This is a genomic window from Bradyrhizobium sp. AUGA SZCCT0158 (assembly GCF_018130065.1).
Lineage (GTDB): Bacteria > Pseudomonadota > Alphaproteobacteria > Rhizobiales > Xanthobacteraceae > Bradyrhizobium.
Genome location: NZ_JAFCME010000002.1, coordinates 1 through 11513 on the forward strand (window position 1 = coordinate 1; position 11513 = coordinate 11513).

Sequence of the window (11513 nt, forward strand, 5' to 3'; positions counted from 1 at the left end):
GCGCCAGGACCACACGGTTTTGCCGTACGCTTATCCACGCCGTCGTCGAGGCGTAAACCAGCGTCCACCGCAACCCGTCCAACGTCCGTGACGACGGCCGACGCCCTTCTGAGTAGGACGGGATGGGCAATTATATGCCCCTGATTTATGTTCTGGTAAACAGAAATATTTTTTATTTCGGGGCTTGACACGAATTCCGGAAACCAGAAGTTATTTGCCCGTCGGGTCAGAATGCCGCGGGTGCATCGATGCTGATGGGTCCGCGGGCGGGGCTCAGCCCATCCTAGCTCTGCCCAAGCCCGATCAAATTGCGGCCCTTCTGTACCAGGAACGCCAGTCCGACTGGTTCGGCGTGATGACGGTGCAGCGTATGCGATGCAAGGACGTGGTGGAGATTTCCCGGCAGAGTTTGCAGCTCAGCCTTCAGATCGGACGCAACCGCAGCCATCACGGCGTCGAGCTTTCGTCCCCAATCGGTCTGGTCGATGCGATCGATCGAGCTCCGCAGCGCGTGTTCGATATCGTAGATGTCGGTGAGAATATCCCTGGCGATCGAAATGCGGTTGCGCTTCAAGGCGTGGCTCAGCTCTATTCGTTGGTCGTCGAGGTGGTCGAGCACCATGGCGATGCTGAACGCATAGCGGGTCGCCGCGATCTCCGCGGCATTCTTGCTGCGCGCCGACCTGGTCGCGAGACGAGCCAGTTGCCATGGCACCTTGAGGTGCTTCGTCACCATGGTCAGGGCAAACGGCATCGCGTCGGGATACTTGGCCGCGAACGTGTCGAGATGACCGCGTATCCTGGAAAGCGCCTCGCCGTCGAAATCATCCACCTTGGATGGCAGCGCTTCATCGAAGGCGACGATGGCGTCGCGGAGCCGCAAGGCCAGCAGGATCTTCTTGAGATCGTCAAAGCTGGCGCGGGAGCCGGTATATTGGCCAAGGCCGCTTCGTACGTCGGCAACGCCCTGTTCGGAGCCGAGAAGCCCCTCGATCGTCTTGACTACCTTGGACTGGAATCCGGCGACGATCAGCCTGGCTTCGTCCGGAATGTCCTTCACGATCAATTGCTTCATCTGCTCGCAATAATCGCGCGCCATCGATGGCAGCTGATCCTGGTTGATCCATTCCCAGATCCCCGACAGCGACCCGCGCGATATCTGACCGGAATTGGCGCGCTCGGGCGAGCGGTCGACGAACAATGCTTCGATCGGCTTGAAGAAGTAGCGCGACGGATTGCCGATGCGATGGTGGGTCTCGCCGCTCTTGCGAAACTCGGCGCGCAGTTCGGTGAGGATGATTTCGAAGCCCGAAATGTCCTCGTCATACATCTGCATCCGCTCGATTTCGACGAGCAGGCTGCTGCGCGCATGCGACGTCAAATGACCGAGATATTTTCGGATCCGGTCGGCCTGGATTTCGTTTTTTGGCGTCACTTGGAAAGGATCCCTGATCCGGCCCTGATGAGCTGCCCCGAAGTGTGGGGTGCGTTCGTTGCGACCGGATTACTTTTTTATCCCGCAACTTAAAGGTTTGGCCCGCAGGTCCACCGTGAGGGTACGGTTCCTCCCGCTATGTGACCCTCCCCCATGAATATGGCTGTCCCAAAACGCCGTCGAACGGTTAAACTCGCGCGGGGCCGCGGGGGGACAGGCGGCCGGAGCCAATTCCATGACGCCGTTGAGCGATGAACCGCTTTTGCAGGCCATTTCCGTTTTGCTGGTCGAAGACGACGCGCCGACCTCCTGGCGGCTACAGGACGCGCTGACCAAGGCCGGCTATCAGGTTCGTGCCGCCGCGACGCTGGCCGAGGCCAAGGCCGGCCTGGCGCAGGCCGCGCCGAAGGTGCTGCTGACCGACCTGCAATTGCCTGACGGGCACGGCATCGATCTGATCCGCGAGACCCGCCAGCGCTTTCCCGACACCGAGATCATGGTGATCTCGATCCTCGGCGACGAGGAGAGCGTGATCTCGGCGATCACCGTCGGCGCCACCGGCTACCTGCTCAAGGACGCGTTTCCGACCGACATCGCGGCCACCGTCCGCGACCTCGTGGCGGGGCATTCGCCGATCTCGGCCTCGATCGCGCGTTTCATCGTGCGCCGGACCCAGAACAATCCGGAGCCGCCGCCCGGCCCGCCGCTCAACACCGCCAAATTGACCCCACGCGAGATCGATATCCTCTGGGGCATCGCCAAGGGTTTCAGCTACGCGGAAATCGCAGGCCATCTCGGCCTGTCGCGGCAGACCGTGCCCGGGCACATCAAGAGCATCTATCGCAAGCTCGAAGTGCACACCCGGGGCGAAGCGGTGTTCGAGGCGGTACAGCAAGGCCTGATCCGGCTGTGAGCGAGGACGCCGCAATCGAGGCTCCTCCCGGCGAGGTGCGACGGCGGCTGCAGGGCTCCCGCCTGCTGCAATATGTGCTGCTGCAGCTGCTGATCGCCATCGCCTGCGGCTTCATCCTGCGACAGCCGTTGCCCGCGCCGCCTGAAAATTATGCCGTGACCGAGTTCAGGCTGAGGCAAGGTGACACCGAGCGGTCCGTGACGTTGCCGCATTTCGCCAGCGCGCGGTCGCCTGCCGACGATCAACCAACCTATACGGGCCGGTTCACATTTCCGGCCGAGCAACCGCCGCGCGCCTGGTCGATCTATCTGCCGCGCTTCACCAATGCCGCCGAAGTCGCCGTCAACGGCGTCGTGGTGCTGGACACCAGGCGCGATCCGGTCGCCAACCGGCCTGACCGCTCCACGCCTCAGATCGCCGTGATTCCGTCAGCGCTGCTGCACGGCGGTTCGAACGAACTCACCATTCGCGTGCTGGTGTGGGGCCCGATCTCGGCGTTTCTCGACACGCCCTACGTTGGACCTGACAATGTCGTTCGTCCCTACTACGACCGGCGGGCGCTGCTGTTCGTCACGTTGCCGATCGTGTTTTCGGCCTGGCAGGCGATCCTCGCGGTCATTCTGACGATCATGTGGGTGATGCGACGGCATGAACCGGCTTACGGCATGCTGGCGGCGGCGATGGCGGTCGGCGTCCTGCAGGCATTCCTGTCGACCCCGCTCGACGAGTCCCGCTACGCCACACTCAATTCCATCGCGATCGCATCCGCGCCGCTCGAGAGCGGGCTTGTTCTGGCCTTTGGCATTCTCTTCTTTGGCCGCAAATGGCCGCGCTGGGGCCTTATCATCTTCGCACCCAGCGTGACCCTCGCCGTTGCCGGCCTGGTCGGCGGCCAGGCCTCGGTCCGGTCGCTGTATCTGTTCATCGGCACGCCGACGGTCGGGCTTTGTCTCGTGATGATGGCGCTGATATCAGGGAATGCGGTGCTGCGGCGGCAGGACGCCGCCAGCATCCTCTTGGGCTGCGCGGTCACCATCGTGCTGACCAGCTGGATTCACGACATGCTCTCCGTGCTGCAGATCGTGCCCGATCGGCGCATCTTCTTCTCGCGATTGTCCTATTCGGCGATGCTGGTGGCGATCGGCGCGGCGCTGACCTGGCGGTTCGCGCGCGCGCTCAACCAGGTCGACAGTTTTGCCGGCCGCCTCGTCACCCAGGTGCGCGAGGCCGAAGACAAATTGAAGGCCAGTTTCGCCCGCGAGGAAGAACGCGCGCGTGCCGCGGCGCTGGCCCGCGAGCGCACCCGGCTGATGCGCGACCTGCATGACGGCCTCGGCGGCCAGCTCGTCAGCATCGTGGCCCTCAGCGAACGCGGCAATGATGCGAGCGCTGGTATTGGCGACGCCGCCCGGGCGGCGCTGAAGGATCTGCGCCTTGTCATTGACTCCATGGACGACATCGGCGGCGATTTGATGCTGGCGCTGGGATCGTGGCGCGAGCGCGCCATGGCGCAGCTGCGCCCGCACGACATCGAGCTCGATTGGCAGATCACGCCGCCTGGCCTGCCGGTGCATCCTGAATTGCGGCCCTGGCACGTGATCCAGATCATGCGGCTGCTGGACGAAGCGCTGACCAATGCGGTCAAGCACGCCCGCGCGCGCCGCATCACGGTCAGCATCGAGACGCGGCGCGACGCCCCGGACCTCGATCAGGGCTGCATCACGATTGCGGACGACGGCAAGGGTTTTGCGCTAGCCGCTGATGGTGCGGCGCCCGCCGAGGGCGCCAAAGCGGGACGCGGCCTGCGCAACATGCGAAGCCGCGCCGCCCGCTGCGGCGCCGGGCTGGATCTGATATCCGGCGCGGGCGGAACGCGGGTGCGGCTGACCTTGCCGCACCGCTTTCCGGATAGCGACGCGAATGGTTGAAGTATTCTCCCTCGCCCCGCTCTTGCGGGGAGAGGGTTGGGGTGAGGGGCTCTCTCCTCCATTTCGATCTATCGATAGACCTGTACCTCCTCACCCGGATTGCTGCGGACGATGCTTCGCATCGCCGAGGCAATCCGACCTCTCCCCGCAAGCGGGGCGAGGTAAGACAAGATCGTCGTCATCGCTTACCTTCGCCCGACGCGGTTGACCGGGCCGCCGCGATTCCACGCTGTGCCGGGGCGGACACCGACGCCGCGCGCGCCGACGCCAACGACGCCGACGCGGGGCGTGGCAACCGCTACCGCGGCCACCGGCGTCGGCCGCACCACGCAGCCCTGCGGCACGCCGACCGTCTTGCAATAGACCACCGCGGCCTGGGCCGGACCGGCGCCAAGCGAAAGCGCGGCCACGGTCGCAAGTGCTGCCACCGTCAGACCGGCGCTCAGCCATCCAGAATTCCTCAGCATGTATCCTCTCCTGATTTTGCCGTGCAGCCTTGCGATGGACCGACCGGTCACCGCAGCCGACGTGGAGAGGTACTTGGGCCAGACCGGCGTGCGGCAACATCCCATGAAGATGGTGTGTCGATGTCGCGGGGCGTTTGCAGGTGAGTTTTCGCTGCCATGAACATGGCATGGACGGCGCGGCCGGCATCGACGAGTTTCCGCGGGCTCTCGTTCAGCCCGCCAACGCCCTCCGACAAGGTGATCCATGAAAAAGCCGGTTCGAAAATCCACGCCCGCCGCAACCGCCCTAGCCTCGCTAATTTTCCTGCTCGCCGGCAGTGCGCTGGCCTCAGCCCAATCCGGGCCGACCCGCGAAGAGCAGATGGCTTGCCGTTCCGATGCCGGGAAATTCTGCGCCGAGCATATCGGCAAGCCGCCGCAGATGAACGCCTGCCTGCGCGACCACAAGACGAAACTCTCCGACCCCTGCCGCAAGGTGGTGGAATCGCGCGGCGGATAGCTGATGCGATTGCATCATCCGGATTGAGGATAGATCAATCCAGATCGAACAATCTGATCCGGGGCGTTCCGACCGGCTCGGCCGCAAAGACCTGCCGCGGCTCGGTCTCTTCGCGGACCCTCTCCTCGACCTCGCGAAGCTCCTGATCCTGCCTCGGCCGGCGTCGTTCAACCCAGTGCTGACGACGCTCGGCCTTGCGCTTCTCCTCAGTGGCGCGTCTCGCCTCTCGCCTGATATCGACGTCGCGTGACTTCACGTCGGCGGCATCGCGCGCCCTGATATCGCTGTCGCGCGTTTTGGCAAAAGCGGCTTCGGGACTTTTTATCGGTTCAGGATTTGTCTTTTCGGGCGCAGCAGCCTGCGTCACGGGTGCGGCGGTCGTCGGCTGTGGTGACGCTGCGGGTGGCGTGCTCGCTGCGGCTCCAGCGGGCTGCGCCTGCGTCGAGGTCGTCGTAACGGATTCGTTCTGCGGTTGGTTCTGCGGTACATTCGCTGCGACCGCCGCCACGTTCGGTGCCGGTTCCGACGAAGCCTTCGCCGGGATCGGCTTCTCCGACATCCGCAGCTCAAGCTTGCTCGTTTCGATCTTGGGCGCATGCGGGCTGACGATGTTCGAGATCAACACGCCGCCGCCGAGGCCCACGACAACGGCCGCGACCACGGTTCCCACGCCTGCAAAATATGCCGTCGAAGTGCGCATTGGCTCGGCTCCTTGATCCACGCGGGAAAACGCGCGGCCAGGGCCGATGTTCCGATATGGGAAAATGTGGAAACGATGGAACCGGCGGCGTGCGCTGCGGCCGCCGCAATCGCTCAGATCATGGAGGCTACTTTTTCGAGCCCGATGATGCGGGCGAGCGAGCGCACTTCGCTCTTCTGGTCTTCGCGCAACTGGAACAGCAACGGCATCGCAGCCGATTTCAACTGCTGGACTTCTTCAGCGTCGGGATCGATCGGAATGCCGCCCGCCGCATTGGGATCGGCCTGACGCTTTGCGTGAATCTTGCGGGCGACAGCCTTCAACGCGGTCTCCACTGGCGGCCAATAGGATTCCTGCGAGGCAGAAAGCTTGAGGCGCTCCTTGATCCCGGCGATCTGGACGTCGCTGAGCAGCGCGTAATTCTTTTGCGGAGCGGGCTTGGCGGCGGCCTTGGGCTTGGGCGGTGCGGCAGCAGGCGCCATCGCGGGCGCGGCGACTTTGGGAATTCCGAGATCGGCCGGCGCGGTCGAGGCATAAGCCTGGCGCAGCGGCTCGCTCAGCACGGGAGCAGCCTGCGGCGGCTCATAGGCGGCCAGCGCCATCGTCGCGATGGCGAGCTTGTCCTTCTTGCTTTCCTTGTTCGAGACCGGGCTTTGGAATGCGGCAGGTGCGGCGGCCAGTTCGTAATGCGCGGCGAACAGGGTGTCGCGGCCGAGAATTGCGGTGGCGGCGGCGGCCACTACGAGGAAACAGGTCAACGCAACGATCGTAATGGCTTTGGTCAAAAACGTCTCCATTCCGCCGATCCTGGAGCCCTCGCGGCTCTAGTCTTTATAATTTTTAACGCGTTTTCTTGACGCGAACCGGTATCCACTTCGCTCGGAAACGCTACCGAGGGTGGCTGAAAACTGGACGGTAATTAAGGCTTTACCATGCCGCTCAAGGAGTTAGTGCCCGCTGAAACGTGCGAGAATCGCGTCAAATCGGCAAAAAATCAGGCCGCCGCGGCCAGATCGTAGGCTTCCTGGATGTCGGCCACGATATCGGAGGCCTCCCAGAGTGCATCGGGGGCGACCGAGCGCAGGCTGATGGTCCAGTTGCTTTTGCCGGTGCGGGGCATGCTGACGATGTCGAATTCGACGTTGCGGCAGAGCGGATGCCGGTCCAGCGCGCGGGTCACCCGCCACCTGATCTCGTCGATGGTGGCCGGGGTTTTGGCATAAAACTGATCGAAATCCATCTTGCGCCCCCTTATTTGCGGATCGCCCGGCGGTGCGGCCGGCTATCCTGTGGTTCTATTGTTGGGGCGGATTTGGTTAATGGCCCGTTAATCCGGAAACGGCACGAGAAACTACCCAGCATGGCGGAAACAACTCAGGAAGCGACGACCGCCCCGGACGGGCCGTCGGTCCGATCAGCGCTGCTGGCGGCCGCGGGCATTTCGATCGGCACGCTGCTGCTGGCGACCTTCGAATTGTCGATGGCCGATTGGCCGTCCGGTTTTGTGCTGCTCGGCATTCTGCCGCTGATGGCGCTGCTGTTCTTCGGCTGCTGCCTATGGACGGCAACGCTGCTGCTTCGCATCCCACGGGGCGGGACGAAATTCGCGATCCCGTTCCTGATCTGCGCCGCGACGCTGGCGCTGCTGGTCTACGCACCGTTACAGAAAGTCGCGCTGCAACGGAATTTCCACTGGCACCGCGCCGATCGCGAACGGATCGTGGCCCGCGTCGAGGCCGGCGAGCTCAAGCCGAACGTCCCCTTCAACAAATCCATGATCGCGCTGGGCGCAACCGAGCCCAAGGTTTCCGCCGGCGGAAACGACATCGTCGTCGACACGGCCAAGGACGGCACCTACGTGCTGTTCCTGACCTCGCGGGGCCTCAAACACTATTTCACCGGCTTCCTGCACGTGCCGCCGGGCAGCGATCCCAAGGATTTCTTCGAGTTCGACGACAAGCCGCCGAGCCAGCTCGTTCACTACGACAAGAATTGGTATTTTGTAGCGAATTAGGTGCGCAGCAATCCGGACTTTGGCATCTTGCTCGTCATGCCCGGCCTTGTGCCGGGCATCCACGTCTTGCTTTTCGCAGCAAAGACGTGGATGGCCGGGACAAGCCCGGCCATGACGAGGTAGCGTGAACTAGAACGGCTTAGGTGATCTGGATTTTCGCCGCCGCCGCGCGATACTCGACTAGCGTCCGCGCAACGAGCTCATCGACGCCAAGCACTTCCGTCACGCCCGAGGTGGAATGGCCGGCGCTCCAGATGTCTTTCCAGCGCTTGGGGCGACTTTCACGGGCGCCGATGTCGATGTCCTTGCCGATATCGATGGCGCCGCGCGCCGGCAGATCGTTAGGGTCAAGGCCGGCAGCTTCGATGGACGGCCGCAGCATGTTGGTCTGCAAGCCCGTGAAAGCCGTGGTCAGCAGAATGTCATCGGCGCTGCTGGCGACCAGCATCTCCTTGTACCTGATATCGGCCATGCTTTCGCGCGTGGCGATGAATCTGGTGCCCATGTAGGCGAGATCGCAACCAAGCGCCTGCGCCGCGCGCAAGGCATGTCCGTCGCTGATGCCGCCCGCGAGCACCAGCGGCCCGTCGAAGAAGGTCCGCACCGCGCGCACGAACACGAACGGATTGAGCCAGCCGGTCTGACCGCCTGCACCCGCCGTGAGCAGCACCAGCCCGTCGGCGCCGGCTTCTACCGCGCGTTCGGCGTGGCGGATGCTGGCGACGTCGGCAAACACCAGCGCGCCGACATCATGCAACGGCGCCGCGACCTGTGCCGGCGATCCGACCGACGTGATGACGATCTCGGGCTTGTGCCGCAGCAGCACCGCGAGGTCCTGCGCCAGCCGCGCATTGGAGCGATGCACGATCAGGTTCGCGCAGATCGGCGCGGCGGGCTTGCCGCTCTCGTCCGAATGACGCTGCAAGCGGCCTTCGATCTCGCTGAGCCATTCTTCGAGTTGTTCGTGGCTGCGGCAATTCACCGTCGGGAACGAGCCGATCACGCCGTTGCGACAGGCGGCGACCACAAGCTCGACGCCGGAGACCAGAAACATCGGCGCCGCGATCAGCGGCAGGCTGAGGCGATCCTGAAAGCGCGCGAGAAGATCGGGAGAATTCAAATGCGTTTCCATCTCGGCGGTCTGGTTTGCGGGTCCACGCCGCGGATTCGCCGTAGCGTTTGACATCTGTATACTGACAAGTATAGGACTTACTCATCGGAAAGTTCAAGGTCGTTTCCTCCGAAAAACGGATCATTCATGGGTTCGACGGCGCGGCAGTCGCCTTGGCGAAAGGCGGAGGAACGGGAAAGGGAGCGCGGTGCGAAGCGGGAAGCGGTGCTGCACGCCGCCGTGCAGTTCTTCAACGAGCGCGGCTTCCACGCAACCTCGCTGGATGACGTCGCCACCTCGCTCAACGTCACCAAGCCCACCATCTACCATTACTTCGCCAACAAGGACGAAATCCTGTTCGAGTGCGTGCGGCTCGGCCTCGAGAGCATCCGTCAGGCCGCCGAGACCGTGGAGTCCCGCGGCGGCAGCGGTCTCGAACGCCTCACGGCGCTGATGCGTGACTATGCGGTCATCATGACGAAGGACTTCGGGATGTGCGTGACGCGCACAGCCGACCACGAACTTTCTATCGAGGGCCGCGCAAAATTCCGGGCGCTGAAGCGCGAGATCGACCTGATCGTGCGCCGCGTGGTCGAAGTCGGTATGGCCGACGGTTCGATCGGACACGGCAACGCCAGGATGATGACCTTCACGCTCACGGGCGCGCTGAACTGGATTGCACGTTGGTACGACCCCGATGGGTCAGGTACGCCCGAAGAGGTCGCCGATGCCTGCGTCGCCACCCTGGTCAACGGCCTCGCCCCGCGTGCCAGCCGAAAGAAGAAAGCGTGATGGCATTGCCGTAGCGCGGATCCGTTCACGTCCGAGAGCCGGTCAACGGCGGAGTGACCAACATGTCATCAACAGGGAGGAATTCTAGTATGGCCAATCCGCTTCATGCGTTTCCACCGGCATGCACGCAGACGCTGCGGGCGCTGGCGCGCTATCCCTCGCGGGTCGCATTCTCCTGGCCGGGCGGATCGATCACCTATCAGGGCGCCACCGACCTGATCGGCCGCATCCAGAAAGTATTCATGCAGACCGGGCTTCAGCCCGGCGCGCGCGTCGCGTTCCTCACCGCCAATCGCGCAGACAGCTGGTGCGCCGGCGTCGCGGCGCAATTGTCGCAGCTCGCGATCACCTGGCTGCATCCGCTGGGCTCGCTCGACGACCAATTGTTTCAGATCGAGGATTGCGAAGCCGAGATGCTGGTGATCGACGCCGATACGTTTCGCGATCGCGGCGGCGAACTGGCGGCCAAGGCCACAGGCGTGAAAACCGTATTCACGCTCGGTCCGGCGGCTTGCGGGGTTGATCTGCTGGCCGCGGTCGATGCCGCCGGCACCGCGAGCCCGCGCAATTTTGCCGCGCCGGACGATATCGCGATTCTGAACTACACCGGCGGCACCACCGGAAAATCCAAGGGCGTGCTGCGCACCCATCGCGAGTATGGCGGCTGGGCCAACGCTACGCTGGCCGATTTCGAAATCCCGGATACCCCGAGCTATCTCGCGGTGGCGCCGATCAGCCACGTCGCCGGGACAAAAGTGCTGCCGACGCTGATGCGCGGCGGCACCGTGCATATGCTGAAGGGTTTCGATCCCGAAGCTGTCTTCAGGACCATCGCGCGCGAGCGCATCAATTTTACCCTGCTCGTACCGACGATGATCTACGTGCTGCTGGACCACCCCGCGCTCGACAAGCACGACCTCTCCTCGCTCGAGCTGTTGCTCTACGGTGCCTCCGCGATGTCGCCGAGCCGCCTCGTCGAAGGCCTCGAGCGGATCGGGCCGGTGTTCTCGCAGCTCTACGGCCAGACCGAGTGCTACCCGGTCTCGGTGCTGCGCAAGGCCGATCATGATCCGAAGACGCCGGAAATGTTCCTGTCCTGCGGTTTTCCGGTCTCGGCCTGCGAGGTCAAGGTGCTCGACGACAACGACCAGGAAGTCGCGACCGGCGAAGCGGGCGAGATCTGCGTGCGAGGGCCGCATGCGATGACCGAATACTGGAAGCAGCCGGAACAGACCGCCGAAACCCTGAAGAACGGCTGGCTGCATACCGGCGATATCGCGCGCAAGGACGAGCGCGGCTACCTGTTCATCCTCGACCGCAAGAAGGACATGATCGTCTCCGGCGGCTTCAACATTTTTCCGCGCGAGGTCGAGGATGTCTTGTCGCAGCATGCCGATGTCGCGATGGTCGCCGTGGTCGGCGTTCCCGACGACAAATGGGGCGAAGCCGTCACCGCGGTCGTGGTGGCGCGCGAAGGTGCGAAGCCGAACGCGGATGAGCTGATCAACCTCGTCAAAACGAAAAAAGGCTCGGCGCATGCGCCAAAGCACATCCAGTTCGTTAAGGAACTACCGATGACCGGCGTCGGCAAGGTCGACAAGAAGGTGCTGAAGGCCGGCTTCTGGACCGGCCGTGACCGGATGGTGGGGTAAAT

The 11513-nt window shown here is 63.6% G+C and carries 12 protein-coding genes; 6 read left to right on the top strand and 6 right to left on the bottom strand.

The window, feature by feature from the left end:
• Positions 1 to 283: 283 nt before the first annotated feature.
• Positions 284 to 1435 (bottom strand): hypothetical protein, encoded by a 1152-nt coding sequence (locus JQ574_RS02765; RefSeq protein ID WP_212209823.1) that lies wholly within the window; start codon positions 1433 to 1435, stop codon positions 284 to 286.
• Positions 1436 to 1670: 235 nt separating this feature from the next.
• On the opposite strand from JQ574_RS02765, the gene JQ574_RS02770 reads away from it, so the two are divergent.
• Both JQ574_RS02770 and JQ574_RS02775 read left to right on the top strand, forming a co-directional pair.
• Positions 1671 to 2348 (top strand): response regulator transcription factor, encoded by a 678-nt coding sequence (locus tag JQ574_RS02770; protein ID WP_212209824.1) that lies wholly within the window; start codon positions 1671 to 1673, stop codon positions 2346 to 2348.
• Positions 2345 to 4276, top strand: a complete 1932-nt coding sequence (locus tag JQ574_RS02775; RefSeq protein ID WP_212209825.1) for a sensor histidine kinase — start codon at positions 2345 to 2347, stop codon at positions 4274 to 4276. The genes JQ574_RS02770 and JQ574_RS02775 overlap by 4 nt, the downstream gene beginning before the upstream one ends.
• 185 nt (positions 4277 to 4461) lie before the next feature.
• Here JQ574_RS02775 and JQ574_RS02780 read toward each other — a convergent pair whose 3' ends face one another.
• A complete protein-coding gene (locus JQ574_RS02780; protein ID WP_212209826.1) occupies positions 4462 to 4743 on the bottom strand; it encodes a hypothetical protein in 282 nt (93 codons plus the stop codon).
• Between the two features lie 244 nt (positions 4744 to 4987).
• Between JQ574_RS02780 and JQ574_RS02785 the strand changes: the two genes are divergently transcribed.
• Positions 4988 to 5242, top strand: a complete 255-nt coding sequence (locus tag JQ574_RS02785; RefSeq protein WP_212209827.1) for a cysteine rich repeat-containing protein — start codon at positions 4988 to 4990, stop codon at positions 5240 to 5242.
• 34 nt (positions 5243 to 5276) lie between these two features.
• Here JQ574_RS02785 and JQ574_RS02790 read toward each other — a convergent pair whose 3' ends face one another.
• The 3 genes from JQ574_RS02790 to JQ574_RS02800 form a co-directional block, all read right to left on the bottom strand.
• Positions 5277 to 5942 carry a hypothetical protein gene (locus JQ574_RS02790; RefSeq protein ID WP_212209828.1) on the bottom strand — a complete coding sequence of 222 codons (666 nt, stop codon included), beginning with the start codon at positions 5940 to 5942 and terminating at the stop codon, positions 5277 to 5279.
• A 113-nt stretch (positions 5943 to 6055) separates the two neighbouring features.
• Complete coding sequence (locus JQ574_RS02795; protein WP_212209899.1) at positions 6056 to 6727, bottom strand: hypothetical protein; 672 nt, start codon at positions 6725 to 6727, stop codon at positions 6056 to 6058.
• A gap of 209 nt (positions 6728 to 6936) precedes the next feature.
• Positions 6937 to 7182 (bottom strand): hypothetical protein, encoded by a 246-nt coding sequence (locus JQ574_RS02800; protein ID WP_192735271.1) that lies wholly within the window; start codon positions 7180 to 7182, stop codon positions 6937 to 6939.
• Between the two features lie 120 nt (positions 7183 to 7302).
• On the opposite strand from JQ574_RS02800, the gene JQ574_RS02805 reads away from it, so the two are divergent.
• Entirely contained in the window at positions 7303 to 7956 is a 654-nt protein-coding gene (locus tag JQ574_RS02805) for a hypothetical protein (RefSeq protein WP_212209829.1), read from the top strand.
• A gap of 139 nt (positions 7957 to 8095) precedes the next feature.
• On the opposite strand, the gene JQ574_RS02810 is transcribed toward JQ574_RS02805, so the two are convergent.
• Positions 8096 to 9088 carry a nitronate monooxygenase family protein gene (locus JQ574_RS02810; protein ID WP_212209830.1) on the bottom strand — a complete coding sequence of 331 codons (993 nt, stop codon included), beginning with the start codon at positions 9086 to 9088 and terminating at the stop codon, positions 8096 to 8098.
• Between the two features lie 126 nt (positions 9089 to 9214).
• Here JQ574_RS02810 and JQ574_RS02815 point away from each other — a divergent pair, with 126 nt between their 5' ends.
• Positions 9215 to 9859 carry a TetR/AcrR family transcriptional regulator gene (locus JQ574_RS02815; protein ID WP_212209831.1) on the top strand — a complete coding sequence of 215 codons (645 nt, stop codon included), beginning with the start codon at positions 9215 to 9217 and terminating at the stop codon, positions 9857 to 9859.
• An 89-nt stretch (positions 9860 to 9948) separates the two neighbouring features.
• Entirely contained in the window at positions 9949 to 11511 is a 1563-nt protein-coding gene (locus JQ574_RS02820) for an AMP-binding protein (protein WP_212383263.1), read from the top strand.
• Positions 11512 to 11513: the final 2 nt, after the last annotated feature.

Bases quoted from the DNA above. Each gene is read 5' to 3' on its own strand.
- JQ574_RS02770 (WP_212209824.1), top strand. From the start codon at position 1,671: ATGACGCCGTTGAGCGATGAACCGCTTTTGCAGGCCATTTCCGTTTTG.
- JQ574_RS02780 (WP_212209826.1), bottom strand. From the start codon at position 4,743: ATGCTGAGGAATTCTGGATGGCTGAGCGCCGGTCTGACGGTGGCAGCA.
- JQ574_RS02785 (WP_212209827.1), top strand. From the start codon at position 4,988: ATGAAAAAGCCGGTTCGAAAATCCACGCCCGCCGCAACCGCCCTAGCC.
- JQ574_RS02790 (WP_212209828.1), bottom strand. From the start codon at position 5,942: ATGCGCACTTCGACGGCATATTTTGCAGGCGTGGGAACCGTGGTCGCG.
- JQ574_RS02800 (WP_192735271.1), bottom strand. From the start codon at position 7,182: ATGGATTTCGATCAGTTTTATGCCAAAACCCCGGCCACCATCGACGAG.
- JQ574_RS02805 (WP_212209829.1), top strand. From the start codon at position 7,303: ATGGCGGAAACAACTCAGGAAGCGACGACCGCCCCGGACGGGCCGTCG.
- JQ574_RS02810 (WP_212209830.1), bottom strand. From the start codon at position 9,088: ATGGAAACGCATTTGAATTCTCCCGATCTTCTCGCGCGCTTTCAGGAT.
- JQ574_RS02815 (WP_212209831.1), top strand. From the start codon at position 9,215: ATGGGTTCGACGGCGCGGCAGTCGCCTTGGCGAAAGGCGGAGGAACGG.
- JQ574_RS02820 (WP_212383263.1), top strand. From the start codon at position 9,949: ATGGCCAATCCGCTTCATGCGTTTCCACCGGCATGCACGCAGACGCTG.